The sequence below is a fragment of the Streptomyces sp. CB03234 genome (assembly GCF_001905885.1).
In the GTDB taxonomy this organism is placed as follows: domain Bacteria; phylum Actinomycetota; class Actinomycetes; order Streptomycetales; family Streptomycetaceae; genus Streptomyces.
The window spans coordinates 659626-685008 of record NZ_LIYH01000002.1 but is presented as its reverse complement, the minus strand read 5'-3'; the positions used below and the strand labels follow the sequence as shown (position 1 = coordinate 685008).

Sequence of the window (25383 nt, the reverse complement as noted above, 5' to 3'; positions counted from 1 at the left end):
CAGGCGAATTCGCCCGATCGACCGACCGGTCAACCGCCGGGGAAGACCCACGGGTTGGGGCGGCACTTGATGCCCTCGACCTCCAGCGACTTGGTCTGCTGCTGCATCACGGGCGCCAGTGCGCCCGGCGTACGGCAGTTCACATGGTTGTACCCCAGCCGGTGCCCGACCTCGTGGTTGATCAGCATCTGCCGGTACGGGAGCATCGCGTCGGCCCCGTACGTCTCCGAGCCCTGTGCCCACCGGTACGCGTTGATCATCACGCGCTCGGTGGCGGCGGAGTCGCACGAGACGTTGTCGACGGTCGTGTCCAGCCCGGACTTGGCGCACCAGACCCCGGTGGTGCCCGGACTCGCCAGCGTGATCACGAACTCCGCCTCACCGCTGGAGACCCGCTCGAACGTCATGGCGCCGCCGTGCGCCCAGCTGCGGTCGTCGTTCAGGGTCTGCTGGACCGCCCGCGCGAACAGCGCGGGGTCGAGCCCGAGCCCCTTCTCGACGTCGATCCGGTAGCGCACCTTGCGGCCCTTGCCCGGTGCCTTGTCGGTGCCCGGCACGACCTCGAACTCGCCGGACCCCTTCATCCGCGGGTCCAGCGGGAACCGCTTGGCCATCAGCTGCGCGTACGTCGGCGGGGCGGCGCGCCGTGCGGCCTCGGGCGGGGCGGGGCGCTCGTCGGAACGGTCCGACCGTGCCCCGGTGCCCGCGTCGGCCGCGCGGCCGGCGCTCTCGCCCGCCGAGCGGGAGTCGGAACCGCCCGGCCCGACGCCGGTGACCTGACCGGCCACGACGACGGCGAGGACGGTGGTGACGGCGGCGGCCGCGATGCCGGTGAACGTACGGCCCCTGCCGCCGCCGCTCCGGCCGCCCCCGCCCCTCTTCGGGTCGTCCTCCTGGAGGCGGGGCTCCTCGGGCGCCGTCCCGGGCGGGGCGCCGTCGAAGGCCTCGACGAAGTCGCGCCGGGGTCCCGGTATCCGCGCGCCGGCGCCCACTCCGGTCGCCGGGACCGTGGACGGGGCCGCGGAGGGGGCCGGCCGGGTCGGTGCGCCACGCCAGTCGCCGTACCGGCCGGGCTCGCCCCAGCCACCGCCCGGTTCGTGGTGCTCGGGGTGGCCGCCCCGCACATACTGCTGGCCCTGGCCCTGGTGCTGGTGGTGCGGTTCGGGAGGTGCCGCGGAGGCTTTGCGCCGGCGCCCGGTACCCGAACGCGCCCCCTCTCGCACCGCGCCCGTGGCCTGCTCGGAGCCCTGAGGTGCGGGGCCTTTACGACTATGTCGTCCCACGCCCCGGATCAGCTCCCGTCGCTGTCGTCGCTGCCGTCGATCAGTTCCCGTACGGCCTGCGCGACCGTCTCCGGGTACTCCATCATCGCCACGTGCCCGGCGTCCGGAAGCGCCAGCAGCCGCGAGTCGCGGAAGGCGGCCGACGCCCGGCGCGCCATGCGGAACGAGACCAGCTGGTCGCGCCCCCCGTACACCAGCAGCGTCGGCGCGAGCACGCGCTCCGCCTGCCGCCACAGCCCGTGCTGACCGCCCAGCGTGTACGCGTCCACGATGCCGCGCGCCGAGCGGGCCATCGCGTCCCAGAAGTACGGCAGCGCCAGGCGCCGCTCCATCTCCTCCACGGCGTTGCGGAAGCCCTCGTCGCTGACCCGCCCGGGGTCGCCGTAACAGAGCCCGAGCACGCCGCGCACCCGCTGCTCCGCCGTCCAGTCCCGGGTGAGCCGGGTGAAGAGGGAGGCGACGCCGGGCAGCGCGAGCAGCGCCGTGGGCCAGGCTCCGCGCTGCGCCCGCAGCTCCGGCAGCGCGGGCGAGATCAGCGTCAGCGTACGGACCAGGTCGGGGCGGACGGCCGCGACGCGGGTGGCGACGGCGCCGCCCAGCGAGTTGCCGACCAGGTGGACGGCTCCGCGCCCGGCGGAGTCCAGCAGCCGGATCACCGCGCGCGCGTGCGCCGTGACGGAGTAGTCGCCGTCGTCCGGCGGCGGGGAGTCACCGAAGCCGGGAAGGTCGACCGCCTCGCCGTCCACGACGTCCTCGAGCAGCGGCATCAGGGCCGACCAGTTCTGCGAGGAGCCGCCGAGCCCGTGCACGTACAGAGCGGGCGGCAGCCCCGTGCGGTCCGACGGCCGGTGGCGCACGTTCAGCGTCAGTCCGGGCAGCGTCACGGAGCGCAGCCGCTCGCCCTCCGCGACCCGTACGGCGCTCACCCGCGGGCCCGCCGCGGTGGCGGCGACGGATTCCGGCAGCTCGGTCGAAGACATGCGGCAATGTTACGAGACGATCACGCAGGCACCGATGTGTTCGCCGTCACAGATCGCATAGCGCGTAGAAGGGGTACCTCATAGGCTCATACGTGAGGGCATTTCGCCCAGGCCCCCGCCCGCCCATGTGAAAGGGAGCCCATGACCGTCGACCCGAACGAACCGGAAACCTTCGAAGCCGACACCACCGAGTCGACCGTGACGCTGGACGAGGAGACGCCCGAGGCCGACGCCGCCGAGCAGCACACCGAGCTGCAGCAGCGCACCGACGACCCGCTCACCCGGATCGATCCGGGCGTGGTGAACGAGGCCGACGCGGCTGAACAGACCCGCGTGGTCACCATGGACGAGGACGACTACCGCTGATTTGGTCGGTTTAATGTTGAATCTCCGGCTACCCCACGCGTCCGGTACGTGAAATTCTGCGCTCGCAGCGCGCACAGCCGGGTTACCCAAAAGTACGATGGCGGGCGCGGCGCACAGCGCGCAAGGATCGATTTTGGGAGGCGGCGTGACAGCCATCGAGCAGACAGAGGCGGCGCGCCCGAGGGGCACGCGCCTGCCGCGCCGAGCCCGACGCAACCAGCTCCTGGGCGCCGCCCAGGAAGTGTTTGTCGCACAGGGATACCACGCGGCCGCGATGGACGACATCGCGGAGCGCGCCGGCGTCAGCAAGCCGGTGCTGTACCAGCACTTCCCCGGGAAGCTGGAGCTGTACCTGGCCCTGCTGGACCAGCACTGCGAGTCGCTGCTCCAGGCCGTGCGCACGGCGCTCGCCTCCACCACGGAGAACAAGCTGCGCGTGGCGGCCACCATGGACGCCTACTTCGCGTACGTGGAGGACGAGGGCGGTGCCTTCCGCCTCGTCTTCGAGTCGGATCTGACGAACGAACCGGCGGTGCGCGAGCGCGTCGAGCGGGTCTCGCTGCAGTGCGCGGAGGCGATCTCGGAGGTCATCGCCGAGGACACGGGGCTGTCCAAGGACGAGTCGATGCTGCTGGCCGTGGGCCTGGGCGGCGTCTCCCAGGTGGTCGCGCGGTACTGGCTGTCCAGCGAGTCGGCGATCCCGCGCGAGAAGGCGGTCCAGCTGCTGACGTCGCTGGCGTGGCGGGGCATCGCCGGCTTCCCGCTGCACGGCTCGGAATCCCACTGATGATCGGTGTCGTCTCTCCGGGCTAATGTGTGCAGCGTACGGCGCGGCTGACCGCGCAACGCTGACCGTTCGGAGGGACATAGCCGTGGAGGTCAAGATCGGCGTGCAGCACGCGCCCCGGGAGATCGCTCTGGAGAGCGGGCAGTCCGCCGAGGAGGTGGAGCGCGCGGTCACCGACGCGCTGGCCGGAAAGACGCAGCTGCTCAGCCTGACGGACGACAAGGGCCGCAAGGTCCTGGTGCCGACGGACCGGATCGCCTACGTGGAGATCGGCGAGCCGGCGAAGCCGCGGGTGGGCTTCGGGGCGCTCTGAGCAGTACGGCAGTACGACGCGAAGGCCCGGCGGGGTTGCTCCCGCCGGGCCTTTCACGTGCCCCACGACGAGGATTGCGTTTCACGCGCATCGGGTAGTACGGCCTGTGACCGTTTTGCCCGCCCCGCCGTCCGCGAGGTGATCCGCGTGTTCTGGGAAGCTTTCGGCTCCGTCGTGCTCGGATTCGCACTGTCCTGGGCGGCCGCCCACCGCCTGGCCGACCGGCTCCCGTCACGCCGCGTGGTCCTCGGCGCGGGGGTGCTCGGCGCGTTGTTCGGCGCCCTGATCACTCACGCGGCGCTCGGCCCGGGCCACGCGCTGGGCACCGTGCTCGGCGCGGTCGCGGTCGCCGCGGTCGTCCTCTCCCTGCTGCTGCGCCCGGCCCGCCGCCTGCGCCGCTCAGCGGCCACCTGACCGGGGCCGCGCGCCCCGGTACCCCTTGGGCTCCGCCCCCGGGCCCCTTGGCGGGGCGAGGCTGGTTGTACGTCGGGGCTGACGCCCCACGCCCCTGGGCGCGGCAGCTTCGCGCCGAGAATGACCACCAGCGCGCGGCGCGGCAGGCGCCCAGAAACCTCAGGCCCGCCCCCGGCACGGCTCCGCGCCGGCCCCGAAAGGGCCGCCCCCGCCGGTACGGCGACCGGCGCGGGCAGCGGGACGGGCCCGTGTCAGCGGATGGGCGGCCGCCCCGTCAGGCAGCCAGACCCAGCGCGGCCATGCGCTTGGTGTGGGCCTTGGTGATGCGCGAGAACATCTCGCCGACCGCCGCCAGGTCGAAGCCGTCCGCGACGCCGCCGACGAGCATCGTGGACAGCGCGTCGCGCTCCGCCACCACCCGCTGGGCCTGGGACAGGGCCTCGCCCATCAGGCGGCGGGCCCACAGGGCGAGACGGCCGCCCACCCGCGGATCGGCCTCGATCGCGGCGCGCACCTTCTCGACGGCGAAGTTGCCGTGCCCGGTGTCGTCCAGCACCGCCAGCACCAGCGCGCGCGTGTCGGAGTCCAGCCGGACGGCGACCTCGCGGTAGAAGTCGCTGGCGATCGAGTCGCCGACGTACGCCTTGACCAGGCCCTCCAGCCAGTCGGACGGCGCGGTCTGGCGGTGGAAGTCGTCCAGCGCCTTCGCGAACGGCTCCATCGCGGCCGTCGGCTCCGCGTCGATCGCCGTCAGCCGGTCCCGCAGCCGCTCGAAGTGGTGGAACTCGGCCGACGCCATCTTCGCCAGCTCCGCCTTGTCGGCGAGCGTCGGCGCGAGCTTCGCGTCCTCGGCCAGCCGCTCGAAGGCCGCAAGCTCTCCGTACGCGAGCGCGCCGAGCAGGTCCACGACCGCGGCGCGGTACTGGGGCTCGGCGGAGGCACCGGCCCAATCCAGGGCGGCGATCCCGGTCGGTTCGTCGGCGGAAGCAGCGGAAGCAGCGGAAGCGGCGGCGTTGTCAGGCGTCTCCATAAAGCGCACAATAGCCCGCCCGCCGCGGCACGGAAGGCCCTGGTCATCCACTGCGGCCTGCAGTGTGACCTCCCCCTCCTTATGAATTGACCCAACACACCTGCGCGGATCCGGGGTACAGTGATATTGCGCCTGCTGAGTATGCAGTCATGTTCGTACGTACTCGGTGGGCCATCTCATGAATGAGGATGCCCGGTCGGTGGCCCGATCGGCTCCGACCCGACAGCCCTCCGTGCGCGCACCGCGCCGCACATGAGGGGCCCCTCAGCGGTATGACGCTAGAGCGACGGCAGTGGTCCCGTGCCACTCGGCTGCGATCTCGCGGTCTGCGGCCGGACAGTCACCGGCACGGTAAGACCCCCAAGCGTTCGCCTCATGCCGCGTCTCACAGAAGAGGCAGCACCCTGACTACGACTTTCCGAGAGCTCGGGATCCTTCCCGAGACGGCCGAGGCGCTCGAAGCCGTCGGCATCACGTCCCCCTTCCCCATCCAGGAGATGACCCTTCCGGTCGCACTCTCCGGCACCGACGTCATCGGCCAGGCCAAGACCGGCACCGGCAAGACTCTCGGTTTCGGCCTGCCGCTGCTGGAGCGCGTCACCGTCCCCGCGGACGTCGAGGCGGGCCGGGCGAAGCCCGAGCAGCTGACCGACGCCCCGCAGGCGCTGGTGGTCGTCCCCACCCGCGAGCTGTGCACCCAGGTCACCAATGACCTGCTCACCGCCGGCAAGGTCCGTAACGTCCGCGTTCTCGCGATCTACGGCGGCCGGGCGTACGAGCCGCAGGTCGAGGCCCTGAAGAAGGGTGTCGACGTGATCGTCGGCACCCCGGGCCGTCTTCTCGACCTCGCCGGGCAGCGCAAGCTGGACCTGTCCAAGGTCAAGGCCCTCGTCCTCGACGAGGCCGACGAAATGCTCGACCTGGGCTTCCTGCCCGACGTCGAGAAGATCATCAACATGCTTCCGGCGAAGCGCCAGACCATGCTGTTCTCGGCGACCATGCCGGGCGCGGTCATCGGCCTGGCCCGCCGCTACATGTCGCAGCCCACCCACATCCGCGCCACCGCGCCGGACGACGAGGGCGCGACGGTCGCGAACATCGCGCAGTACGTGTACCGCGCGCACTCCATGGACAAGCCCGAGATGGTCTCGCGCATCCTGCAGGCCAACGGCCGCGGGCTCGCGATGATCTTCTGCCGTACCAAGCGCACGGCGGCCGACATCGCCGAGCAGCTCGAACGGCGCGGCTTCGCCTCCGGCGCGGTCCACGGCGACCTCGGCCAGGGCGCCCGCGAGCAGGCGCTGCGCGCCTTCCGCAACGGCAAGGTCGACGTCCTGGTCTGCACCGACGTCGCGGCCCGCGGCATCGACGTCGAGGGCGTCACGCACGTGATCAACTACCAGTCCCCCGAGGACGAGAAGACCTTCCTCCACCGCGTGGGCCGCACGGGCCGCGCGGGCAAGAAGGGCATCGCCGTCACGCTGGTGGACTGGGACGACATCCCGCGCTGGCAGCTGATCAACAAGGCGCTGGGCCTGAACTTCCACGACCCGGTCGAGACGTACTCGACGTCCCCGCACCTGTACGCGGAGATGGACATCCCGGAGGGTACGAAGGGCGTCCTGCCGCGTGCCGAGCGGACCCGTGCCGGCCTGGACGCCGAAGAGGTCGAGGACCTCGGCGAGACCGGCGGCCGCGGTTCGCGCGGACGGCGCTCGGAGCGTTCGGACCGTACGGAGCGTACGGAGCGTACGGAGGAGCGCCCGGAGCGTACGCGTACGCCGCGTCAGCGCCGTCGCACGCGGGGCGGCGCCCCGTTGGCGGCCGACGCCCCGGTGACCGCCGAGGCGGCGACCACCACGGCTCCCGAGGCCCCCGCGGCCGAGGAGACCCCGGCGCCCCGCACCCCCCGCCGGCGCCGTACCCGCACCCGCGCGGGCGCCCCGGCGGCGGAAGCCGCGGCCACCGCGCCGGTCGAGGCCGTGGCGGAGGTCGCGGAGGAGCCCACCAAGCCCCGCCGCCGCACCCGCAAGGCCACCGAGCCGGCCGCCGAGGTGACCACCGACACCCCGGCAGCCACCGAACCGGTCGCCGAGACCAAGCCCCGCCGCACCCGCAAGGCCACCGAGCCGGCCGCCGAGGTGACCACCGACGCCCCGGCAGCCACCGAACCGGTCGCCGAGGCCAAGCCCCGCCGCACCCGCAAGGCCGCCACCGCCCCGGAAACCACCGACGCCCCGGCAGCCACCGAACCGGCCGCCGAGACCAAGCCCCGCCGGCGCACCCGCAAGGCCACCGAGCCGGTCGCCGCGGTGACCACCGACGCCCCGGCAGCCACCGAGCCGGCCGCCGAGGCCAAGCCCCGCCGGCGCCGGGCGACGAAGAAGGCCGTGGCCGCCGCCCAGCCCGAGAGCTGACGGCCCACGACTGACGGCTGACGGCTGACGGCCACGACCGGCAGCCCACCGCCGCATCAGGCACACGGCGACGGCCCCGCCCCCACCCGGGAGGCGGGGCCGTCGCCGTGTCGGCGCCCGGGGCGCACGCCCCGCTAGCCTCGTTCCATGAGCCGCCCGCCCACGTTCACCCCGCCCCCCTGCGCCCGTGCCCACGCTCTCCGCACGTCGCGCGGTGACTTCGCCGTGCTGGACGCGGCGCCCGCCGACGGTACGGAGCCGAAGGGAACGGCCCTCCTGCTGCCCGGGTACACCGGGTCCAAGGAGGACTTCATCGCCATGCTGGAACCGCTCGCCGACGCCGGCTACCGTGCCGTCGCCGTCGACGGCCGCGGGCAGTACGAGACGCCCGGCCCCGCCGATCAACAGGCGTACGCCCAGGAGGAGTTGGCGCGCGACGCGCTGGCCCAGGCGGAGGCGCTCGACTCCGGCCCGGTCCACCTCCTCGGCCATTCCCTCGGCGGCCAGATCGCCCGCGCCGCCGTACTGCTCGACGCGCGGCCCTTCGCGACGCTCACGCTGATGTCGTCCGGGCCCGCCGAGGTCGCCCCGGCCCAGCAGGAGAAGATCAAGCTGCTGAGCGACGCGCTCGCGGTGATGACCATGGGTCAGGTGTGGGACGCCATGCGCGCCCTGGACCCGCCCGAGGACGCCGACGAGGCCGGCAGCCGCCGCGAGGACCTCCGCCGCCGCTGGCTGCTGCACAATCCGGCGCAGTTGCTGGCCACCGGCCGCCAACTGACCATGGAACCCGACCGGGTGGACGAGCTCGCCGCGCTGCGCCCGCCGCTGCCCGTGCACGTCATCTCGGGCGTGCGGGACGACACCTGGCCGGTGCCGCTCCTCGACGCGATGGCGGACCGGCTGGGCGCCCACCGCACGCGCGTCGAGGGCGCCGAGCACTCACCGAACACGGACCGGCCGGTGGAGACCGCGACTGCCGTGTCCCGGTTCTGGGACCGTCAGAACCGCGACTGAAGGTGCTGCCAGAAGCCGTCCCGCAGCGACCGCCGCAGCACGGCGTGCCCGCGCAGGGACCGGCTCAGCACCCGCTCCGCCTCGATGAGCAGGTCCTGGTCCACGGGTCCGGGCAGGTACGGGTGGCCGGGCAGCAGCTCGGCCATCGCTGCCTGGCCCCGCTCGGCCAGCCACGTCTCCGCTATCCGGGCGCCCACGAACCGCACCTCGTCGCGTGACGGCGGCGGCTCGCCCTCGCTCTCGTACGTCGTCACGGGCCGCCGGGTTATGTAGGGGCGGCAGAAGTCGAGGTCGAAGGTGCGGGTGCTGTCGACCTCCCAGAGCAGCGGTTCGGCCTGGTTGCGGCCGTCCGCCGCCTCGATGCCCCAGAGGTGGACGCGCGCCCCGTAGCCCTGGGCGGCCTCGACCGCCGAGACCAGGTCCTCGTCGCCGCCGACCAGCGCCGCGTCGCTGATGGCGCGGTGGCGGGCCAGCGACTCCAGGTCCGTCCGGATCAGCGAGTCGACGCCCTTCTGCTGGTTGTTGGCGTTGAGGTTGCCGAGCCGGACCTTGACGTCGGGGAGTTCGGCGATCGCCTGCTGTTCGGGGGTGTGGATGCGGCGCCGGGCACCGTCGTACCAATAGACGCGCAGCAGCCGGCTGTCCGCGAAGATGGTGCGGGCCTTGTCGATGAAGGCCTCGATGAGCCCTTCCGCGTCCAGGTCGAAGGAGCGCCGGTCCTCGGTGCCCGCCACAAGCAACCCGGCCGCAGCATGGACGTAACCGGCGTCGACGAAGATGGCGTGTGTCGAGGGCGTCTTGGCGACCTCGGCCAGCATGCGCTGCAGGAGCTCATTGGTGCGCTCCAGGCGTGCGCCGAGTTCGGTGAGGCCGAGGCTGGGAGCGGGGGTGTCCGCGTCATGGTTCATACGGGGCTCATTGTCCGCCGCCGGGCGGGTGCTCGCCACCACCCATCTGGGATTACTTAGACGGCCGAAAATTTTCTTTAGCGTAGGGAATGTTTGCCCCCTACATACCGTTGGCACTCGTACGGAACACAGTTCTCCAGCAGGAGGATCAACTCAGGACGAAGGGAGAAGCCCATGCGCTTCGAGATTCTGCGACTCGACGACGTCGACGGCACGGCCGTGGACAGCACCGTCGTGGACGCTGCCTCCGTCAACCGGATCGTGCAGCAGGCCGCCTCGGTCGGCCAGCGCATCTGGATCCGCCCGGCCGGGACCACGGCCTCATAACGAGAACGAGCCACCGCGCCCCCGCGCGGACTCCGCCGCCCCGATCGTCGGGAGCCGGAATCCGTACGGGGGCGCAGTGATGTCGCGGTGAGGTGTCACGCCCCCTGGATGACCTGGGTGACGCCGTTGATGATCTGCTGCACCGCGATCGCCGACAGCATCATTCCGGCGAGCCGGGTCACCAGCACCACACCGCCGTCCTTGATGATGCGGATGATCAGCAGCGAGTAGCGCATGGTCAGCCACAGCACGACGTGCATGGCGACGATCGCCGCCCACACCGAGACCTGCCCGCTGACGCCGTCCGCGTGCTGCACGGCGAGGATCACCGACACGATGGCGCCGGGACCGGCCAGCAGCGGCATGCCCAGCGGTACGAGGGCGACGTTGACGTCCTTCGTCTGCTTGGGTTCGTCGGTCTTGCCGGTCAGCAGGTCGAGCGCGATGAGCAGCAGGAGCAGACCGCCCGCGATCATCAGGGCGGGCACGGAGACATGCAGGTACGCCAGGATCTGCTGGCCCAGGATGCCGAAGACGGTGATCACGCCGAAGGCGACGGCGACGGCCTGCCAGGCCATCCGGCGCTGGACCTTGGTGGCCCGGCCGGAGGTCAGGGCGAGGAAGATCGGGGTGATCCCGGGGGGATCCATGATGACAAAAAGGGTGAGGAAGAGGGAGCCGAAGACGGCGACGTCGAACACAGTGAGGGCCTTGCGGGAGGAGGGTCGTACAGGGAACTGCGGTTGCGGATGGGGCTGAGGTCTCGTGGGCGGGATCCCGCCGCGAGGAGCCACGGACGGCGTCCCGCGGCGCGGGGACCGGGCGGAGGTCCGCCGAGGGGCACACCGCGGGCGGTGTCGCGGGCGCGGTGTCGGCCCCCAGGGTTACGCCGGGGAGGGTCCCCCCGTGCCCGGGACCGGGAACGCGCCGGTCGCGCGGCGCGTGATCTCGCCGTAGATCTCCGGGTCGGTGGTGTGGTCGCCGAGCCGGCAGGTCTTGCGGGTGCCGTGGTAGTCGCTGGAACCGGTCGTCAGCAGGCCGAGCTCGGCGGCGAGGCCGCGCAGCCGGGCGCGCGTGGGCTCGTCGTGGTCCATGTGGTCGATCTCGATGCCGTCGAGACCGTACGCGGCGAGCTCGGCGATGACCGACTCGGGCACCGTGCGGCCGCGCTTGGCGGCGCCGGGGTGCGCGAAGACGGTGACGCCGCCGGCCGCCTTGACGAGCCGGATCGCGGTGAACGGGTCGAGCTCGTGCTTCTCGACGTACGCCCGGCCGCCGTCGGCGAGCCACTGGGGCGTGAAGGCGTCGGAGACGCTGGGGACGACGCCGAGCTCGACGAGCGCCTCGGCGATGTGCGGCCGGCCGACGGAACCGTCACCGGCGATGGCGGCGACGCGCTCCCAGGTGACGGGGACGCCCAGTTCCTGGAGCTTGCCGATCATGCCCTGGGCGCGCGGGACGCGGTCGTCGCGCACCAGCTCGCGCTCGCGGGCCAGCTCGGGCTCGTCCGGGTCGAAGAGGTACGCGAGCATGTGCATGCCGATACCGTCGATCCGGCACGAGAGTTCGGCGCCCGTGACCAGGGTGAGGCCCTCGGGGAGCGCGGCCATCGCCTCGGCGTGGCCGCGCGTGGTGTCGTGGTCGGTCAGCGCGACGACGTCGAGCCCGGCCGCGGCGGCGCCGAGCACCAGCTCGGCGGGGGTGTCCGTACCGTCGGAGGCCGTGGAGTGGGTGTGCAGGTCGATGCGCACGACGCGGGGCTCCGGGGCTCGGGACGGACGGGGGACTGCTCAAGGATACCGGCCCTCACACCCGTCCCCACGCCGTCAGTCCAGCAGTCTCGGGCTCAGCGCCCCGCACGGGAGCAGCTCCACCTCCGAGCCGGCCTCCCGGAGGTCGGTCAGGACGAGCTCGTCGTACATCAGCAGGCCCGACTTCTCGGGCCAGACGATGGCCCACAGCCACAGTCCGCGGGCCTCGCCCGCGAAGACCGCGCGGTCCTCGGGGGCGTCGCTGACGTGCCAGAGCGGGGTGGGCCGGCCGGCGGCGAGGACCTTGGCCTGCGGGCGGGTGCCGACGCACATGTGGGGGCCCGGGTCGGGGCCGTCGAGCCCGGCGTACCGCGCGCCCAGGCCCACCCCCAGCTCCTCGGCGATCAGCAGCAGCTCCCCCACGCCCCCGAGCGGCCCGGGGCCCGAGCAGGCGACGACGGTGGCCCGGCCGCCGCTGCGGTCGTCCCCCGCGTACGCCACACCGGTGAACAGCCACCCCACCGGCAACGGCCACGGCATCCAGACGGGCACCTGGGACCGGTGCGTGACGACGCCGAGCGCTTCCACGCTGGGCGGGATCACGGGCTGCAGCGGGTGCACGGCGCCGTGCACGTCGCACTGCCAGGAGTCGGAAAAGAGACCGGGCGCCCTGACCCGGCCTCCGCACTTCGGGCAACTGGGTTCGCCCCTCATAGGGTTCAACGGTCCTCCCCGGTCGTCGCCTCGTCAAGGACGATCACCCGTCCGGTGTGCCGCTCCCCCCACAAATATGGATGCGTCTTGCACCCATGTGGACTCCTCCGGCCGGACCGGTGGACCCGGCCCTGCCGTCCGTCGCCAGGGCCCGCACGCGACACCCGGCCAGGTGCCGCTGCCGTTCCCCTCGCCGGCTCCCGGCCGCCGCCGCGCCGTACCCCGCGCCGAAGCCCAGCACCCACCGGCCCGCCTCCGGGACCAACGGACCGACGTCAGCCGAGAGTTACGGACGTACGCAGCGGATCGCGCAGGTCCGTACCGGCCGCCAGCCACCGCTCCTGGAGCGCCTGCGCACCGTGTACGCGCTTCCACGCGGCCTCGTTGGGCGTCATCGGCAGCAGCGGCAGGAAACGCACCGGGTCCATCGGCGCGTCCAGCTCCAGGTCCTCCACCAGACCACCGGGCTCCGCGACCAGCACGGAGGTGAACGGGGCGCCCGGCCACAGGGGTTCGCCGGTGTCCAGGGACGCGCCCGGGGCCACGACCACGCCCTCGACCTGCGGCGAGGCGGCGAGGACGGCGAGCGGGCGCAGCACCTTGTCGGTGTCGGCGCGTCCCGCCCGTACGGTCAGGAGCAGCTCCGCGCGCGGGCCCTTGACCGGGTCGGCGAGGGCGTCGGCCGGGTCGGTCATCGGCTGGGCCGACATGCCGAGCGTGGCGTATCTCACCAGGCCGAGGGCGGCGTCCGGGAAGCGGAGGACCTCGACGCGGTCGGTGCCCAGGAACGTCACCGCGGCGCGCGCGTCCGGGTCACCGAGGGCGGTACGCAGCCGGGCCTCGACCAGAGCAAGAACTTCTCCCATGCGGGGAGCATAGAACGCGTATGGAACGGGCAAAGTAAGGGATTGACCCGTAGTCGGCTGATAGTCTTGGCCGTCTGCTGGTCGGGACAGCACGCCAAGCGTCGCTTTCCAGTCCCGACAACACGTCATCCCTTACGGGGGACCGGCCGGAGGAGGTGGGGCTGCGGTGGATCGAAGTCGACCGTGCAGTACCAACCGCTCTTCCGCCCGCGGCTTTTCTCTGTGACCTGAGAGGCATCTCACCTGCCTGCTCCCGCTCGTCCTCATGGGGCGTGAGTGTGAGGTCATGGCTATTCGCACGACGGAAGAGCACACCGTTTTGCCTGTCTGTAGCGAACGCCGTCACCGCGATCCCGCGGTGCCGCCCGCTTTGCGGACGTAAGGAACGCCACGTCCCCATTCCGGGCTGTGCCACGCCCCGCGACGGCCTCTCCGTGAAGGAGCCAGCCATGTCGATGATCCGTGACCTGCGCGCAGCGGTCCGCCCGTCCCTGCGCAAGAGCAGTGCCCCCTACAACACGTACACCTCCTACGACGCGACCCGGGACCCGTCGACGTCCACCGCGGTCGTCGACTGCGCCGTGTACCGCGACGGCCGCCGGCTGAAGGACGACGCGACCGACGTGTGCCTGACGCCCCGTGAGGCCATGCGGCAGGTGCGTGAGGGCGGCGGCTTCGCGTGGATCGGGCTGCACGAGCCGACGGAGGCGGAATTCGCCGGTATCGCGGCCGAGTTCGGGCTGCACCCGCTGGCCGTGGAGGACGCGGTCCACGCGCACCAGCGGCCCAAGCTGGAGCGGTACGACGACACCCTGTTCACCGTCTTCAAGACGATCCACTACGTGGAGCACGCCGAGCTCACCGCGACCAGCGAGGTCGTCGAGACCGGTGAGGTGATGTGCTTCACCGGCCGGGACTTCGTGATCACCGTCCGGCACGGCGGGCAGGGCTCGCTGCGCAACCTGCGGCACCGGATGGAGGGCGAGCCCGAGCTGCTGGAGAAGGGGCCGTCGGCGGTGCTGCACGCCATCGCCGACCACGTGGTGGACGGCTACATCGCGGTCGCGGACGCCGTACAGATCGACATCGACCAGATCGAGATCGACGTCTTCTCGCCCCCCGCCAAGGGCTCCACGCGCGGCGCCGACACCGGGCGGATCTACCAGCTCAAGCGTGAGGTGCTGGAGTTCAAGCGGGCGGTGTCGCCGCTGCTGCGGCCGATGCAGCTGCTGAGCGAGCGGCCCATGCGGCTGGTGGACCCCGACATCCAGAAGTACTTCCGGGACGTCGCCGACCACCTGGCGCGGGTCCAGGAACAGGTCATCGGCTTCGACGAGCTGCTGAACTCCATCCTCCAGGCCAACCTGGCGCAGGCGACGGTCGCGCAGAACGAGGACATGCGCAAGATCACGTCGTGGGCGGCGATCATCGCCGTACCGACGGCGGTGTGCGGCGTGTACGGCATGAACTTCGACTACATGCCGGAGCTGCGGTGGAAGTTCGGCTACCCGCTGGTGCTGGTCGGGATCTCGGTGATCTGTTTCGCGATCCACCGCACCCTGAAGCGCAACGGCTGGCTGTAGCTAAGCTGCGTGCCATGACAGACGCACTTCTCGACCAGGCCCTCGTCGAGGAGGCCACCAAGAAGTCCGGCCTCATCTGGGTACGGGGCCAGGGCCCCGCCCGCGCGCTGTGGCACGTGTGGCTCGACGGCGCGGCGTACGTCGTCGGCGACGGGCCGGGCGAGCAGCCGCTGCCGGGGCTGGCGGACGGCTCCGCAGCCGAGGTGACGGTACGCAGCAAGGACAAGGGCGGCCGTGTCGTCGCCTGGACGGCCGCCGTGACCGAGCTGGCCCCGGGCTCCGAACCATGGGAGGCGGCCGTCGCGGAGCTGAAGGGCAAGCGGCTGAACGCCCCGGACGCGGAGACGATGACCGACCGCTGGGCCCGCGAGTGCCGGGTGCTGCGCCTGGCCCCGCAGGGCGGGACCACCGCCCACCCGGACGGCTCCCTGGCGGCCGCCCCGCTCCCCACCCCGGCCACCACCCGCCACCCCATCCCGGCGGCGCTCCCCCGACTCCTGCTGAAGCGCAAGAAACGCTAGGTCGTGTCCGCGAGGCCTGGCCCGCGACGCCCGGCACGCACGGGCCCTGCCCCTCACCCGACGACCCGCACCCGGCATCCGGCCGGGCGGGGCCGGGCGGGGCCGTGCGGGGTCGCCCCCGCAGAGGATGGCGGCGAAGGCTCGGCTCCCGAGCACGTAGCCCGAGGCCGCCGGCCTCGGGGAGGTGAGCCCGGAGGGGCCACGCCCCCACTCACCGGACAGGCACCGCCCCGGGGCGCGCCCACGCCGGACCGGCGCCCGGGGCCCGGCACGGCCGGGCCGCGAGCGACCGGCGATCAGGGTCAGTCGCTGGTGCGCGGCAGCTGGCGGCCGTAGTCGAGGGTTTCGTCCTTGGACGGGGGCGTCAGGGGGAAGGTCTTGTTCCAGTCGGACAGGACGACCACGCCCGCGCCGCCGCCCCGGGCGAACTGGAGCGGGTAGGGAGTGCCCTCCAGGGAGACGTCGAGGGTGCCGCCCTCGCCCTTCGGGCCGCCCGCGACCTTGATGGTGCGGATGCCGCCGACCTTGGAGCGGTCGCCCTTGACGAGGTCGCCGTGCAGTTCCAGCAACCCGTTGAGCAGGACGTTCATCTCCGTGAAGCCGCGCAGCTGCTTGTACGAGGGGTCGTCCTGCGGCACCTTCACGTACATGTCGTCGAGCTTGTCCGCCGCCTTGGTGCCGGAGTCGTCCGGCTCCTCCTCCGCGCTCGTCCAGAAGTCCGCGTCCGCCCGCAGATAGAGCGCGTCACCGACCCGCAGCAGCTCGAACGTGGACGTCTTGGTGACGACCGACCCGCTCGCGCCCGTCTCGTTCAGCCGCATGTTCAGCGTGTACGTACCGCCCTTGCTGACCAGCTTCCCCGACAGCCGTACCGCCTTGGCGCCGTCAGCCGCCGCCCGTGCCTTGGACTCGATCTGCGTGGCGGACAGTTTGCCCATCCCGTTCGTGCCCGCGTCCGGATCGACGGGTTCCTCTCCGCAGGAGGTGAGCACCGCGGTCAGCCCGGCGCACAGCACGAGGGGGAGGGCGGCCCGGCGGGCGCGCGAAGCCGGGGCGAGAAGGGTCACCAGCGCACTGCCTCTCATCAAACCGTGGGGGGTTGGCAGACGGCAGCGTACCTGTGTCGTATACGGCGGTCGGCAGAGAGCCGGACGGACGCCCTGCCTGGGCGACCCGCACCAGGACGGGCTAGCCTGAATCGGCATAAAGTTCTCAATTCCGGCGCACGAGGAGGTGTGCGGCATGGCGGCAGGCGCCCGTATCTTCGTCTCGCACCTCGCCGGCATCCCCGTCTTCGACCCCAACGGCGACCAGGTCGGCCGCGTCCGCGACCTCGTCGCGATGCTGCGCGTCGGCGGCCGCCCGCCCCGCCTCCTCGGCCTGGTCGTGGAGGTGATCGGACGCCGTCGGATCTTCCTGCCGATGACCCGGGTCACCGGCATCGAGTCCGGCCAGGTCATCACCACCGGCGTGCTGAACGTACGCCGCTTCGAGCAGCGCCCCACCGAGCGCCTGGTCCTCGGCGAGCTGCTCGACCGCCGCGTCCGGCTGGTCGAGGACGGCTCCGAGGTGACCGTCCTGGACGTCGCCATCCAGCAGCTCCCGGCCCGCCGCGACTGGGAGATCGACAAGGTCTTCGTCCGGCGGGGCGGCGGCGGGGCGTTGCGCCGCAAGGGCGAGACGCTGACCGTCGAGTGGTCCGCCGTGACCGGATTCTCGCTGGAGGAGGTGGGGCAGGGCGCCGAGAGCCTGGTCGCCACCTTCGAGCGGATGCGCCCGGCCGACCTCGCCAACGTCCTGCACCACCTGAGCCCCAAGCGCCGCGCCGAGGTAGCCGCCGCCCTCGACGACGACCGGCTCGCCGACGTCCTGGAGGAGCTGCCCGACGACGACCAGATCGAGATCCTCGGCAAGCTCAAGGAGGAGCGGGCCGCCGACGTCCTGGAGGCCATGGACCCGGACGACGCCGCCGACCTGCTGTCCGAGCTGCCCGAGGAGGACAAGGAGCGGCTGCTGACGCTGATGCGGCCGGACGACGCCGCCGACGTACGCCGCCTGATGTCGTACGAGGAGCGTACGGCGGGCGGACTGATGACCACCGAGCCGATCGTGCTGCGCCCCGACGCGACGGTCGCCGACGCGCTCGCGCGCGTACGCCAGCAGGACCTCTCCCCCGCCCTCGCCGCCCAGGTGTACGTGTGCCGGCCGCCCGACGAAACGCCGACCGGCAAGTACCTGGGGACGGTGCACTTCCAGCGGCTGCTGCGCGACCCGCCCTTCACCCTCGTCTCGGCGATCGCGGACACCGACCTGGAGCCCCTCCCGCCGGACACCCCGCTGCCCTCGGTGACCAGCTACCTCGCCGCGTACAACCTGGTCGCCGCCCCGGTCGTGGACGAGAGCGGATCGCTGCTCGGCGCGGTCACCGTCGACGACGTACTGGACCACCTGCTGCCCGAGGACTGGCGCGAGACCGAGTTCCTCCCGGACACGGAGGACGCCGCGCATGGCCGCTGAGCGTGCGCAGGAGCGGCCGCCCTCGCCGCGCATCCGGCTGGACCAGCCGGGCGAGCGGCGGCCGAGGCTGCTGCCCGCGTACGACCCGGAGGCGTTCGGGCGGCTGTCGGAACGGATCGCCCGCTTCATCGGCACCGGCCGGTTCCTCGTCTGGATGACCGCCGTCGTCGTCGTGTGGGTCCTGTGGAACACCTCCGCGCCCCACGCGTGGCGCTTCGACGAGTACCCGTTCATCTTCCTGACGCTGGCGCTGTCGCTCCAGGCGTCGTACGCCGCCCCGCTCATCCTGCTGGCCCAGAACCGGCAGGCCGACCGCGACCGCGTCACCCACGAGCAGGACCGCAAGCAGAACGAGCGCTCCATCGCCGACACCGAGTACCTGACCAGGGAGATCGCCGCACTGCGCATGGGCATGGGCGAGGTCGCCACCCGCGACTGGATCCGCTCCGAGCTGGAGGACTTCATCAGGGAGCTGGACGACCGGAGCGCCGGATCCCGGCACGGAAGTGACGAAGCCGACCGCTGACAGCCTTTCCGGAGCCAGGGTCCGGCGCCGTACCATCTCCGTATGGTTACGGAAGACGCGGTGCGTGAAGCACTGGCGACGGTGAACGACCCCGAGATCAACCGACCGATCACTGAGCTCGGCATGGTCAAGTCGGTGGAGATCGGTGGGGACGGGGCGGTCGCCGTCACCGTCTACCTCACGGTCTCCGGCTGCCCGATGCGCGAGACGATCATCACCCGCGTGAGCGAGGCCGTCTCCCGCGTCGCGGGCGTCACCGGCGTCGACGTGACGCTCGACGTGATGAGCGACGAGCAGCGCAAGGAACTGGCCGCCGCGCTGCGCGGCACCACCGCCGAGCGCGAGGTGCCGTTCGCCAAGCCGGGCTCGCTGACCCGGGTGTACGCGGTCGCCTCCGGCAAGGGCGGCGTGGGCAAGTCGTCCGTGACCGTGAACCTGGCCGCGGCGATGGCCGCCGACGGGCTGAAGGTCGGTGTCGTGGACGCCGACATCTACGGCCACAGCGTGCCACGCATGCTCGGCGCGGACGGCCGCCCCACCCAGGTCGAGAACATGATCATGCCGCCGTCGGCGAACGGCGTGAAGGTCATCTCCATCGGCATGTTCACGCCCGGCAACACGCCGGTGGTGTGGCGCGGCCCGATGCTGCACCGCGCGCTCCAGCAGTTCCTCGCGGACGTGTACTGGGGTGACCTGGACGTCCTGCTGATGGACCTTCCGCCGGGCACCGGCGACATCGCGATCTCGGTCGCGCAGCTGGTGCCGAACGCCGAGATCCTCGTCGTCACCACACCGCAGCAGGCGGCGGCCGAGGTCGCCGAGCGCGCCGGTTCCATCGCCGTACAGACCCACCAGAAGATCGTGGGCGTCGTCGAGAACATGGCGGGCCTGCCCTGCCCGCACTGCGACGAGATGGTCGACGTCTTCGGCACGGGCGGCGGCCAGCGGGTCGCCGACGGCCTGACGCGGACCACCGGCGCCACGGTCCCGGTGCTGGGTTCCATCCCGATCGACGTACGGCTGCGCGAGGGCGGCGACGAGGGCAAGCCGGTCGTCCTGACCGACCCCGACTCGCCGGCGGGCGCGGCACTGCGCGCCATCGCGGGCAAGCTCGGCGGCCGCCAGCGCGGCCTGTCGGGCATGAGCCTGGGCATCACGCCGCGCAACAAGTTCTGAGCACATGAAAGGGGCGGCCCTTGCGGGCCGCCCCTTTGTCATGCCGTCCGTACGGGCCTACGCGTACGCGCCGTCCGTACGGGCCTACGCGTACGCGGCGATGTCCCGCACCACCGCGAAGCCCAGCCCGTACGCGCTCATCCCCCGCCCGTACGCACCCAGATGGACCCCGGCCGCCGTCGTACCGGCCAGCACCCAGCCGAACTCCGACTCGCGGTAGTGGAACGGCACCGGGACGCCGTCGACCGGCAGGGAGAGCGTCGACCACTCCGGCCCGTTCAGGTCGTCGGCCAGCTCGAACGCCGTCTCGGTCTGCTGGTCCAGCCAGTCGTCCCGCAGCGAGTGGTCCAACTGGGGCGGCCAGGTGTACGCGAGGAGCCCCGAGCCGGCCAGCCAGGCGGCGGAGGACACGGTGGTGGCGTCCAGCACCCCCGTACCGTCACCGCTGCGCCGCACCGGGCTCGCGGCGACCGTGACGACGGCCGCGAACCGCTCCTTGTCCGCCGCCTCGAGCCGGTCCGGCCGTATCGACGGCTCGTCGCCGTGCCCGATCGACCCGTGCTGGACCGTACCGTCGGCGGACGTGCCGACCTGCATCAGCCAGCGCGGCCCGGTGAACGCCTCGTCCAGCCCGTACCAGGGGAACGACGCGCGCAGATAACCCTCGACCGTACGCCGGGCCGCGGGCACCCCCTCGGGCGTCCCGGTCGCCTCGGGCGTCGACGTGGTGCCGGGTGCGGCACCCTGCGCCCCTACTCGACTCGTCGTCTCCATCTGCCCGGCCGCCTCCTCGATCCGTGGAGTCCGGTACGGCACCGCCCTGACGGGGGTTCTCGCAACCGGACAGATGGAGAGGATAGCCACCTTGCGGGAACTCCTCCCGGAAGAGCGGCGCGAGCGGGCCTCAGGTGGCGTCGGCGTCGTACGGCGGGCGGTCGCCGTGGTCGGGCTTGTCGCCCTTCTTCAGCAGGTCGGGACCGGCACCGGCCGAACCGTTGACCCCGGCGTGGACCGCCGGAACCGACACGTCCGGCTCCCGGCCGTTGACCGCGTCGGCGACGTCGTTGATCTCCTTCTTGAGATCGAAGCTGCTGCGGATCTCCTTCAGGTCCTCGTTCTCCGTCAGCTGCTTGCGGATGAACGTCTTGGGGTTCAGGTCCTCGAATTCAAAGTCCTTGAACTCCGGTCCCAGTTCGCTGCGGATGTCGTGCTTCGCGCTCTCCGAGAAGTCGCGGATCTTGCGGATGAAGCCGGAGATGTCCTGGATGACCTTCGGCAGCTTGTCGGGGCCGAAGACGAGCACGGCAAGGACCACGAGCGCCACCAGCTCGAGTGCGCCTATGTCATTGAACACCTTGCTGCTCCTTCACAGGGTCCGGTCCGTGGTCCGTGGTCGATGGTCCGCTCGGTCAGGCCCGGGGCCGGGGGGCCCGTAACACGGTACCTGGCCGGACTGCCGGGGCGGTACCTCGCGGTGACCTCGTGGTGGCCTCCCGGTGGACGTTCAGCCACCCGCGGACGAACCGAGCGTCAGCGTCTTCGTCTGCTCCTTGCCACCGCGTTCCAGGGTCAGCCGGAGCTGGTCGCCGGGGCGGTGGGCGCGGATCTTCACGATCAGCTCCTCGCCGCTGTGCACGCGCTGGCCGTCCACCTTGGTGATGACGTCACCGGGCCGGATGCCCGCCTTGGCGGCGGGGCCGCCGGGTGTGACGGACGCGCCGCCGTCCTGGGCCTTCTCGCCGACCCGGGCGCCGTCGCCGGTGTACTTCATGTCGAGGCTGACGCCGATGACGGGGTGGTTGGCCCTGCCGGTGTTGATCAGCTCCTCGGCGACGCGCTTGCCCTGGTTGACGGGGATGGCGAAGCCGAGCCCTATCGACCCGGCCTGGCCGCCGTCGGGACCGGAGCCGCTGTCGGCGGCTCGGATGGCGCTGTTGATGCCGATGACCCGGGCCTTGGAATCGAGCAGCGGGCCGCCGGAATTGCCGGGGTTTATCGGGGCGTCGGTCTGGAGCGCGTCGACGTAGCTGATGTCGCTGCCGTCGCCCTTCTCGCCGCCCGCGGTGATGGGCCGCTCCTTGGCGCTGATGATGCCGGAGGTCACGGTGTTCTGGAGGTCGAAGGGGGCGCCGATCGCGACGACCGGGTCGCCGACGCGGACGTTGTCGGAGTTGCCGAGCGGCAGCGGCTTGAGGTTGGAGACGCCCTTCACCTGGACGACCGCGAGGTCGTAGCCGCTGTCCTTGCCGACCAGCTCGGCGACGGCCGTCTCGCCACCGCTGAAGGTGACGGTGATGTCGCCGGAGGTGCCGGCCGGATCGACGACGTGGTGGTTGGTGAGGATGTGGCCCTGCTCGTCGAGCACGAAGCCGGTGCCGGTGCCCTGCTCGCCGCCGCCGCTGACGTGGAGGGTCACCACGCCGGGCAGGGCGCTGGCCGCGATGCCGGCGACACTGTCGGGTGCCCGGTCGCCGTCCTCCGGGCCGGCCTGGGGCAGCTCGACGGTGGTGAGGCCGCCGTGCCGCTCGATGTACGCGCCGACACCGCCGCCGAGTACGCCGGTGAGCCCGGCGAACAGCAGCGCGGCCACCACGGCGAGTCCACGGCGCCCCTTCCGGCTCCGCCGCACGGGCCCGGGCCCGGCCTGGCTGAGCGGCTGCTGCGCCCCGGCACCGGGGGTGCTCCAGGGGTCGTACTGCAACCACTGCGACGGCTGCGGGTGCGGGTGCGGGTGCGGGTGCGGTGTGGCGGGGGACTGCGGGTGCGGGTGCGCCGCGGCAGACGGCTGCGGGTGCGGGAGCTGTTGCGGCGTCCCGTACGCGGGCGGTACGGCGGGCGGTACGGCGGTCCCGTGCGCGGGCGTCGCCATCGGCCGCTGCACCGGCGGCGCGGGCGCCCACGGCCCGGGCTCGCCGTAGGGCGGGGTGCTGTACTCGTCCGGCTGATGCAACGGCTGCGGCCGCGCCACCGCCGAGCCCTGCGCCCCGGCATGCGCGGGCGCGGGGCCGGGTTCGGGTGCCTCGGCGAGGGCCGGCGCGGGGCCGGGTTCGGCGTCCGGCCGGGGCGCGAGCGTGCCCGGCGACGGTGCGGCGGGCGCGGCTGTGAGGCCCGGCTCGGCTGCCTCGGCGGGGGCCGGCTCGGGGCCGGGTTCGGCGCCCGGCTGGGGCGCGGGCGTGACCGGCAAGGGTGCGTCCGGCTCGGGGTCGGCCGGGGTGGTGGTCGGCACGGGTGCCGACTCAGGCGCCTGGGCGGAGCCCGGCGCGGGGGTGCCCGCTTCCGTCACCGTGTGCTGCCGCATCGGGCGGCTCCACCACTTCGGCTTGGGCTTCCCGTCGTCCATGTTCTCCCCGCTGCGTACCCGTCCGCGCCCCGTCGGGGCGCCCCTGCGCAGGATTCAACCAGGTCCGGTGGCCGCCGCGCAGGGGGCGCCGGTCAGCGGCCCACGGGGAGCGGGAGCGAGCTGGGTGACGGGGTGGCCGTGGCGAGGAGCGGCGCGGGCCCCGTGGGACGTATCAGCGGTGCGGGCGGCGTGGTGTTCAGCGCGCTCACCGCACCCCCCAGCGGGGTCGCCGACAGAAAGGGATGGGCTCCCGGCCGCTGCACGGCGTGGAGCGGCACGGCCGACAGCGGCGCGGCCGGCCGGTCCGTCGCTCTGACCGGCCCGTACCCGCCGCCCCGGCGGCGGGTGTTCTCGGCGGCACCGCTACCGGTGCCGGTACCCGTGCTCTGGGCCTGGCCCGGCGACGACCGCAGCGGCGTGACGTTGTTGCCCGTACCGTCGCCCCGTGCGTCCACCGTGGCGGCCGTCGGCAGGGCACCGCCCAGGGCGATCGCCGCGAACGACACCGCGCTGGCGGCGGCGAACGCGAACCTCCGGCCGCGCCATGACGAACGCTCCGTCTCCTGGCGGCCCACGTCGTGGATGCGGAAACCCGCATCCGCTCCCCCGGCATAGCCGAAGGGGCCGGGTCTCACTCCGAACGCGGCGTCGCCGCCGAAGGGTCCGGGTCCTCCCCTGTCGTCGTCATCGCCCGGAGCACCCCCGGGCAACCCCTGGAGGCGTGCGAGCAGCCCCTCGGAGGGCGGCGGCGGGGCGGCCTGGGCGAAGACGCTCTTCAGCCGGCGCTGTGCGTCGGCCTCGGCCTTGCACCTGGGGCAGGTCGCCAGGTGGGCGAGGACCCGCTCACGGGCGTCATGACCCAGCTCGCCGTCGACGAGCGCGGCGAGACGGTCCCCCAGGTGGTGCTCGGCGGGGGTCGGACGTGTGCCACTCACGCGGGTCCGCCCTCCCCGCCCACGGCCACGAAGGTGCGCTGCTCGGCCCGGGCCTCGGGCGATCGGTGCTTGAGGGCCTTGCGCAGATGCGACCGGCCGCGGTGGATCCGGCTGCGGACGGTGCCGAGCTTGACCCCGAGGGTCGCGGCGATCTCCTCGTACGACAGCCCTTCGATGTCGCACAGGACCACGGCCGCGCGGAACTCCGGCGCGAGGGTGTCGAGGGCCTGCTGGACGTCGGCGTCGAAGTGCGTGTCGTGGAAGACCTGCTGCGGGGACGGCTCACGGCTGGGCAGCCGCTCCGCCGCGTCGTCGCCGAGCGCGTCGAACCGGATGCGCTGCTTGCGGCGGACCATATCCAGGAAGAGGTTGGTGGTGATGCGGTGCAGCCAGCCCTCGAAGGTGCCGGGCGTGTACGTGGACAGCGAGCGGAAGACCCGCACGAAGACTTCCTGCGTGAGGTCCTCGGCGTCGTGCTGATTGCCGGTCAGGCGGTACGCGAGGCGGTAGACCCGGCCACTGTGCGTGCTGACGATCTCCTCCCACGAGGGCGGAGTCCACGCCTGCGATTCCGCATCCGATGCGAAGGTCGCGGTGGTGGGTGCGAAGTCGGCGGGCATGGAACGGTCAGCGGTGTCGGTCACGGATTTCGGCTCACCCGCCGACCTGAGAAGGCGCCGCAGCACTCCTCCCCGATCCACAGGCGCAGCCGCACCTCCCCTATCGGCTCTGGTGGTGTCCAGTGGAGCCCCTACCATAGCCACCTCGCCCGTTAGCTCCGGATAAGAATCTTTACGTGAATTTGGGGCCGTCTTCCGGTCTTGGTCCATGTGCTCCCCCTGCCCTCCACAACGCGCGGTCCCATCTGCGGGTTCCCGGGCCCGAACGGCTACAGTCACCGTTGCGCCAACTACGGGGACAGGAGAGGGTCATTACCGCCAACCGGCAGACGAGCTGGGCGTTCGCCGACGCCTTTGTCGCCGAGGACGAAGCACTGCGCTGGGCCCGTGACCGGGCCCGGGACGCGGGGCTGCCCTCGGTGTCGCCAGGCACCGGCGCCGCGCTGCGTCTGCTGGCGGCCACGGCGGACGCCAAGGCGGTGGCGGAGATCGGCACCGGTACCGGCGTCTCCGGTATCTACCTGCTGGAGGGCATGCGGCCCGACGGCGTCCTGACCACGGTGGACCCGGAGCCGGAACGCCAGCAGTTCGCCAAGCAGGCGTTCCGGGCGGCGGGCTTCGCCGGGAACCGGGCCCGTTTCATCCCCGGCCGCGCGCTCGACGTACTCCCCCGCCTCGCGGACGGCGGCTACGACCTCGTCTTCTGCGACGGCGACCGCACCGAGTGCCTGGACTATCTCGCTGAATCGTTGCGCCTGCTGCGACCGGGTGGTCTGGTCTGCTTCGAGGGCGTCTTCGCGGACGGCCGTACGGTGGATTCGGCGGCCCAGCCGGCCGAGGTGCTCCGGCTGCGGGAGCTGCTGAGGGCGGTACGCGAGAGCCAGGAGCTGCTGCCGTCGCTGCTGCCGGTGGGCGACGGGCTGCTGTGCGCGGTGCGGCTCGGCTGACCGTACGAAAACCCCGGCCCGGTCGCGTCACCGCGTACCCGTGCC

27 protein-coding genes are annotated in these 25383 nt (G+C 72.5%); 13 read left to right on the top strand and 14 right to left on the bottom strand.

From position 1 onward, the window contains the following. Window positions 1-29 precede the first annotated feature (29 nt). Both AMK26_RS09950 and AMK26_RS09945 read right to left on the bottom strand, forming a co-directional pair. Window positions 30-1283: a DUF3152 domain-containing protein gene (locus AMK26_RS09950; RefSeq protein WP_073754141.1), complete on the bottom strand. Its 1254-nt coding sequence runs from the start codon at window positions 1281-1283 to the stop codon at window positions 30-32. An 8-nt stretch (window positions 1284-1291) separates the two neighbouring features. Further along, window positions 1292-2263, bottom strand: a complete 972-nt coding sequence (locus AMK26_RS09945; protein ID WP_073754140.1) for an alpha/beta fold hydrolase — start codon at window positions 2261-2263, stop codon at window positions 1292-1294. 141 nt (window positions 2264-2404) lie between these two features. Between AMK26_RS09945 and AMK26_RS09940 the strand changes: the two genes are divergently transcribed. From AMK26_RS09940 to AMK26_RS09925, 4 genes are all read left to right on the top strand, one after another. Continuing rightward, window positions 2405-2629, top strand: coding sequence for a hypothetical protein (locus AMK26_RS09940; RefSeq protein WP_073754139.1), 225 nt, complete (start codon window positions 2405-2407; stop codon window positions 2627-2629). Between the two features lie 145 nt (window positions 2630-2774). Beyond that, window positions 2775-3416, top strand: a complete 642-nt coding sequence (locus AMK26_RS09935) for a TetR/AcrR family transcriptional regulator (RefSeq protein ID WP_073754138.1) — start codon at window positions 2775-2777, stop codon at window positions 3414-3416. Window positions 3417-3501: 85 nt separating this feature from the next. Then, window positions 3502-3729, top strand: coding sequence for a DUF3107 domain-containing protein (locus AMK26_RS09930; protein WP_073754137.1), 228 nt, complete (start codon window positions 3502-3504; stop codon window positions 3727-3729). A 147-nt stretch (window positions 3730-3876) separates the two neighbouring features. Next, window positions 3877-4143 carry a hypothetical protein gene (locus AMK26_RS09925; protein WP_073754136.1) on the top strand — a complete coding sequence of 89 codons (267 nt, stop codon included), beginning with the start codon at window positions 3877-3879 and terminating at the stop codon, window positions 4141-4143. Window positions 4144-4417: 274 nt separating this feature from the next. On the opposite strand, the gene AMK26_RS09920 is transcribed toward AMK26_RS09925, so the two are convergent. After that, window positions 4418-5173 carry a ferritin-like fold-containing protein gene (locus AMK26_RS09920; protein ID WP_073754135.1) on the bottom strand — a complete coding sequence of 252 codons (756 nt, stop codon included), beginning with the start codon at window positions 5171-5173 and terminating at the stop codon, window positions 4418-4420. A gap of 272 nt (window positions 5174-5445) precedes the next feature. On the opposite strand from AMK26_RS09920, the gene AMK26_RS09915 reads away from it, so the two are divergent. Further along, window positions 5446-7590, top strand: coding sequence for a DEAD/DEAH box helicase (locus AMK26_RS09915; protein WP_107420911.1), 2145 nt, complete (start codon window positions 5446-5448; stop codon window positions 7588-7590). 147 nt (window positions 7591-7737) lie between these two features. Further along, a complete protein-coding gene (locus AMK26_RS09910) occupies window positions 7738-8607 on the top strand; it encodes an alpha/beta fold hydrolase (RefSeq protein WP_073754134.1) in 870 nt (289 codons plus the stop codon). Here the strand turns inward: AMK26_RS09910 and AMK26_RS09905 are convergent. After that, window positions 8592-9515, bottom strand: coding sequence for an NYN domain-containing protein (locus AMK26_RS09905; protein ID WP_073754133.1), 924 nt, complete (start codon window positions 9513-9515; stop codon window positions 8592-8594). The two genes, AMK26_RS09910 and AMK26_RS09905, sit on opposite strands and share 16 nt — an antisense overlap. 174 nt (window positions 9516-9689) lie before the next feature. Between AMK26_RS09905 and AMK26_RS37225 the strand changes: the two genes are divergently transcribed. Then, window positions 9690-9842, top strand: a complete 153-nt coding sequence (locus AMK26_RS37225; protein ID WP_198944026.1) for a hypothetical protein — start codon at window positions 9690-9692, stop codon at window positions 9840-9842. 95 nt (window positions 9843-9937) lie between these two features. Here the strand turns inward: AMK26_RS37225 and AMK26_RS09900 are convergent, their stop codons facing one another. From AMK26_RS09900 to AMK26_RS09885, 4 genes are all read right to left on the bottom strand, one after another. Beyond that, entirely contained in the window at window positions 9938-10543 is a 606-nt protein-coding gene (locus AMK26_RS09900; RefSeq protein WP_073754132.1) for a MarC family protein, read from the bottom strand. Between the two features lie 183 nt (window positions 10544-10726). Next, entirely contained in the window at window positions 10727-11593 is an 867-nt protein-coding gene (locus AMK26_RS09895) for a PHP domain-containing protein (protein ID WP_073754131.1), read from the bottom strand. Between the two features lie 75 nt (window positions 11594-11668). After that, a complete protein-coding gene (locus tag AMK26_RS09890) occupies window positions 11669-12307 on the bottom strand; it encodes a DUF6758 family protein (RefSeq protein ID WP_073754130.1) in 639 nt (212 codons plus the stop codon). A 275-nt stretch (window positions 12308-12582) separates the two neighbouring features. Continuing rightward, window positions 12583-13173, bottom strand: a complete 591-nt coding sequence (locus AMK26_RS09885; RefSeq protein WP_073754129.1) for a suppressor of fused domain protein — start codon at window positions 13171-13173, stop codon at window positions 12583-12585. A 449-nt stretch (window positions 13174-13622) separates the two neighbouring features. Between AMK26_RS09885 and AMK26_RS09880 the strand changes: the two genes are divergently transcribed. Both AMK26_RS09880 and AMK26_RS09875 read left to right on the top strand, forming a co-directional pair. Next, window positions 13623-14756, top strand: coding sequence for a magnesium and cobalt transport protein CorA (locus tag AMK26_RS09880; RefSeq protein ID WP_073754128.1), 1134 nt, complete (start codon window positions 13623-13625; stop codon window positions 14754-14756). 14 nt (window positions 14757-14770) lie between these two features. Continuing rightward, entirely contained in the window at window positions 14771-15277 is a 507-nt protein-coding gene (locus AMK26_RS09875) for a hypothetical protein (protein ID WP_073754127.1), read from the top strand. A 302-nt stretch (window positions 15278-15579) separates the two neighbouring features. On the opposite strand, the gene AMK26_RS09870 is transcribed toward AMK26_RS09875, so the two are convergent. Beyond that, window positions 15580-16344: a hypothetical protein gene (locus AMK26_RS09870; protein ID WP_073754126.1), complete on the bottom strand. Its 765-nt coding sequence runs from the start codon at window positions 16342-16344 to the stop codon at window positions 15580-15582. 175 nt (window positions 16345-16519) lie between these two features. Here AMK26_RS09870 and AMK26_RS09865 point away from each other — a divergent pair, with 175 nt between their 5' ends. From AMK26_RS09865 to AMK26_RS09855, 3 genes are read left to right on the top strand one after another with little or no spacing between them, the layout of a single operon-like run. Then, window positions 16520-17794, top strand: a complete 1275-nt coding sequence (locus tag AMK26_RS09865) for a magnesium transporter MgtE N-terminal domain-containing protein (protein ID WP_073754125.1) — start codon at window positions 16520-16522, stop codon at window positions 17792-17794. Beyond that, a complete protein-coding gene (locus AMK26_RS09860) occupies window positions 17784-18320 on the top strand; it encodes a DUF1003 domain-containing protein (protein ID WP_073754124.1) in 537 nt (178 codons plus the stop codon). The genes AMK26_RS09865 and AMK26_RS09860 overlap by 11 nt, the downstream gene beginning before the upstream one ends. Before the next feature lie 42 nt (window positions 18321-18362). Next, on the top strand, window positions 18363-19496 hold the full coding sequence (locus tag AMK26_RS09855) for an Mrp/NBP35 family ATP-binding protein (RefSeq protein WP_073754123.1): 1134 nt from the start codon (window positions 18363-18365) through the stop codon (window positions 19494-19496). Window positions 19497-19580: 84 nt separating this feature from the next. On the opposite strand, the gene AMK26_RS09850 is transcribed toward AMK26_RS09855, so the two are convergent. The 5 genes from AMK26_RS09850 to sigE form a co-directional block, all read right to left on the bottom strand. Continuing rightward, entirely contained in the window at window positions 19581-20270 is a 690-nt protein-coding gene (locus tag AMK26_RS09850; protein WP_073754122.1) for a hypothetical protein, read from the bottom strand. 130 nt (window positions 20271-20400) lie between these two features. Beyond that, complete coding sequence (locus AMK26_RS09845) at window positions 20401-20850, bottom strand: sec-independent translocase (protein ID WP_073754121.1); 450 nt, start codon at window positions 20848-20850, stop codon at window positions 20401-20403. A 150-nt stretch (window positions 20851-21000) separates the two neighbouring features. Then, window positions 21001-22836: a S1C family serine protease gene (locus AMK26_RS09840; RefSeq protein ID WP_073754120.1), complete on the bottom strand. Its 1836-nt coding sequence runs from the start codon at window positions 22834-22836 to the stop codon at window positions 21001-21003. 92 nt (window positions 22837-22928) lie between these two features. Further along, window positions 22929-23771, bottom strand: coding sequence for an anti-sigma factor family protein (locus AMK26_RS09835; RefSeq protein WP_073754119.1), 843 nt, complete (start codon window positions 23769-23771; stop codon window positions 22929-22931). Next, window positions 23768-24529 (bottom strand): RNA polymerase sigma factor SigE, encoded by a 762-nt coding sequence (gene sigE / locus AMK26_RS09830; protein WP_179166401.1) that lies wholly within the window; start codon window positions 24527-24529, stop codon window positions 23768-23770. Before sigE ends, AMK26_RS09835 begins: the two co-directional genes overlap by 4 nt. Window positions 24530-24672: 143 nt before the next feature. Here sigE and AMK26_RS09825 point away from each other — a divergent pair, with 143 nt between their 5' ends. Then, window positions 24673-25338, top strand: coding sequence for an O-methyltransferase (locus AMK26_RS09825; protein ID WP_073754117.1), 666 nt, complete (start codon window positions 24673-24675; stop codon window positions 25336-25338). Window positions 25339-25383: the final 45 nt, after the last annotated feature.

What these genes read in the sequence shown, in the direction of transcription:
- AMK26_RS09945 (WP_073754140.1), bottom strand. Translation starts at nt 2,263, where the DNA reads ATGTCTTCGACCGAGCTGCCGGAATCCGTCGCCGCCACCGCGGCGGGC.
- AMK26_RS09940 (WP_073754139.1), top strand. Translation starts at nt 2,405, where the DNA reads ATGACCGTCGACCCGAACGAACCGGAAACCTTCGAAGCCGACACCACC.
- AMK26_RS09920 (WP_073754135.1), bottom strand. Translation starts at nt 5,173, where the DNA reads ATGGAGACGCCTGACAACGCCGCCGCTTCCGCTGCTTCCGCTGCTTCC.
- AMK26_RS09915 (WP_107420911.1), top strand. Translation starts at nt 5,446, where the DNA reads ATGACGCTAGAGCGACGGCAGTGGTCCCGTGCCACTCGGCTGCGATCT.
- AMK26_RS09910 (WP_073754134.1), top strand. Translation starts at nt 7,738, where the DNA reads ATGAGCCGCCCGCCCACGTTCACCCCGCCCCCCTGCGCCCGTGCCCAC.
- AMK26_RS09905 (WP_073754133.1), bottom strand. Translation starts at nt 9,515, where the DNA reads ATGAACCATGACGCGGACACCCCCGCTCCCAGCCTCGGCCTCACCGAA.
- AMK26_RS37225 (WP_198944026.1), top strand. Translation starts at nt 9,690, where the DNA reads ATGCGCTTCGAGATTCTGCGACTCGACGACGTCGACGGCACGGCCGTG.
- AMK26_RS09890 (WP_073754130.1), bottom strand. Translation starts at nt 12,307, where the DNA reads ATGAGGGGCGAACCCAGTTGCCCGAAGTGCGGAGGCCGGGTCAGGGCG.
- AMK26_RS09885 (WP_073754129.1), bottom strand. Translation starts at nt 13,173, where the DNA reads ATGGGAGAAGTTCTTGCTCTGGTCGAGGCCCGGCTGCGTACCGCCCTC.
- AMK26_RS09880 (WP_073754128.1), top strand. Translation starts at nt 13,623, where the DNA reads ATGTCGATGATCCGTGACCTGCGCGCAGCGGTCCGCCCGTCCCTGCGC.
- AMK26_RS09875 (WP_073754127.1), top strand. Translation starts at nt 14,771, where the DNA reads ATGACAGACGCACTTCTCGACCAGGCCCTCGTCGAGGAGGCCACCAAG.
- AMK26_RS09865 (WP_073754125.1), top strand. Translation starts at nt 16,520, where the DNA reads ATGGCGGCAGGCGCCCGTATCTTCGTCTCGCACCTCGCCGGCATCCCC.
- AMK26_RS09860 (WP_073754124.1), top strand. Translation starts at nt 17,784, where the DNA reads ATGGCCGCTGAGCGTGCGCAGGAGCGGCCGCCCTCGCCGCGCATCCGG.
- AMK26_RS09855 (WP_073754123.1), top strand. Translation starts at nt 18,363, where the DNA reads ATGGTTACGGAAGACGCGGTGCGTGAAGCACTGGCGACGGTGAACGAC.
- AMK26_RS09850 (WP_073754122.1), bottom strand. Translation starts at nt 20,270, where the DNA reads ATGGAGACGACGAGTCGAGTAGGGGCGCAGGGTGCCGCACCCGGCACC.
- AMK26_RS09840 (WP_073754120.1), bottom strand. Translation starts at nt 22,836, where the DNA reads ATGGACGACGGGAAGCCCAAGCCGAAGTGGTGGAGCCGCCCGATGCGG.
- sigE (WP_179166401.1), bottom strand. Translation starts at nt 24,529, where the DNA reads ATGGTAGGGGCTCCACTGGACACCACCAGAGCCGATAGGGGAGGTGCG.